Consider the following 869-nt stretch of genomic DNA (forward strand, 5'->3'; position numbering starts at 1 on the left):
ATGAGGTGAAAGTCTCACGTACGGTGTGGAGAAGGGGAAAAGATGGAGATAACCTCAAAGTCTTACCTATTTCTATTTAAAGATAAAAAAGCATCAAAAGATGCAAATACTAGCCGTATATACGCGAAATTTGGACGTGAAATTTATGTAGCGGCAAAACAAGGCGAGCCAGATCCGGAATCAAACCAAGCGCTTAGAGTTGTATTAGAACGTGCGAAAACATACAATGTTCCAAGAACAATTATCGATCGTGCAGTTGAAAAAGCAAAAGGTGGTTCAGAAGAAAATTATGACGAGCTTCGTTATGAAGGATTCGGACCAAATGGAGCTATGGTAATTGTAGATACACTTACAAACAACGTAAACCGTACTGCAGCAGATGTACGAGCTGCATTTAGCAAAAACGGTGGTAACATGGGTGTAAACGGTTCTGTAGCTTACATGTTTGATGCAACAGCTGTTATCGGCCTTGAAGGGAAAACATCAGATGAAGTTCTTGAGATTTTAATGGAAGCAGATGTGGATGCACGTGACATACTTGAAGAAGAAGATGCTGTTATCGTGTATGCTGAACCAGATCAATTCCATGCAGTACAATCTGCTCTTAAAGATGCGGGTGTTGAAGAATTTACAGTTGCCGAATTAACAATGCTTGCACAAAACGATGTAACACTTCCTGAAGATGCACAAGCACAATTTGAAAAAATGGTTGATGCATTAGAAGATTTAGAAGATGTACAACAAGTTTATCACAACGTAGACTTAGGAGAATAATACGATAAAAGCCCCTGTTTGGTCTTATCCCTGTCAAGTAGACAGCATTAAAAAGACTAAGCAGCCATCGAGATTCGATATTCTATCGGAGCTCG

Annotated in this window: 1 protein-coding gene; it reads left to right on the plus strand. The window is 39.6% G+C overall.

The genetic code is table 11. The features are described 5' to 3' along the window. The first annotated feature begins 42 nt into the window (after nucleotides 1-42). Nucleotides 43-774 (plus strand): YebC/PmpR family DNA-binding transcriptional regulator, encoded by a 732-nt coding sequence (locus PDQ33_RS28940; RefSeq protein ID WP_270757122.1) that lies wholly within the window; start codon nucleotides 43-45, stop codon nucleotides 772-774. The last annotated feature ends 95 nt before the right edge of the window (nucleotides 775-869 follow it).

Source organism: Bacillus cereus group sp. Bc031 (assembly GCF_027716265.1).
GTDB lineage: Bacteria > Bacillota > Bacilli > Bacillales > Bacillaceae_G > Bacillus_A > Bacillus_A paranthracis.